Annotated in this window: 2 pseudogenes; one reads left to right on the top strand and one right to left on the bottom strand. The window is 22.5% G+C overall.

Annotated features, from left to right (window positions below):
• Positions 1-470, top strand: a pseudogene (locus JG677_RS08400) (Ppx/GppA family phosphatase); the annotation flags it as partial.
• Here the strand turns inward: JG677_RS08400 and JG677_RS08395 are convergent.
• A pseudogene (locus JG677_RS08395) lies at positions 467-779 on the bottom strand (hypothetical protein); the annotation flags it as partial. The pseudogenes JG677_RS08400 and JG677_RS08395 overlap by 4 nt on opposite strands.

Below are 779 nucleotides of genomic sequence, written 5' to 3'. Positions count from 1 at the left end.
ATGCTTTGCAAATTTTTGATACACTTAAAGAGATTCATAATCTTAATACATACTATAAAAATATCTTAATAGTAGCTTCAAAACTTTGTCATATTGGAGAATATTTAAATTTTTATTTTGCAAATGAACATTCAGCAAATTTTATCTTAGGTGGTTTAAATTATGGGTTTTCACACAAAGAAAAAGCTCTTATTGCTACCATTATTAAACTAAATGGTAAAAAAGCTATCCCTTATAATTTAGAGCATTTCAAACAACTTTTACCAAATTCTCAAATTATAACTTGGTTAGGATTTATGCTAACACTTGCAAAAACATTAAGTTTTAGTGAAGAAAAAATTAATTTTTCTTTTTGCAAAGACACACTTTATATTTATAATAAAGATCAAAAACTCAATCTATCAAAAGATGAAATCAAAAAAATTACCAAACCTAGCAATATTAATATATCGATAAATCAAGTACCTTAACTGCTTTTTGTCTTTTCATTAATTAAATTTTGAATCTTTCTTTTATTTTCTTCAAAGAAAGAGTTAAAATTTTTATCTTCCAAATCTTTTTCCATTTTATCAACCGGAATTTCACTACTTTCTAAAAGTAAATTAGATTGACCAATAATCATTACATAACGTTTTGAGTTATATTCTAAAATCATAAATTGATTATTTCTATCTAAAGGTTTTTGAAAAATAATATTAAAATTTTTTATATCTATATTTTTTTTATAAAGCATATTCTTTTTCAACCATAAAAGAGCAATAAGCAAAATAATTAAAGCC

This window comes from Campylobacter sp. TTU-622 (assembly GCF_016598965.1).
Taxonomy (GTDB): Bacteria; Campylobacterota; Campylobacteria; order Campylobacterales; family Campylobacteraceae; genus Campylobacter_D.
The sequence above is the reverse complement of the archived record's forward strand: the minus strand, read 5'-3'. Positions and strand labels throughout refer to the sequence as shown.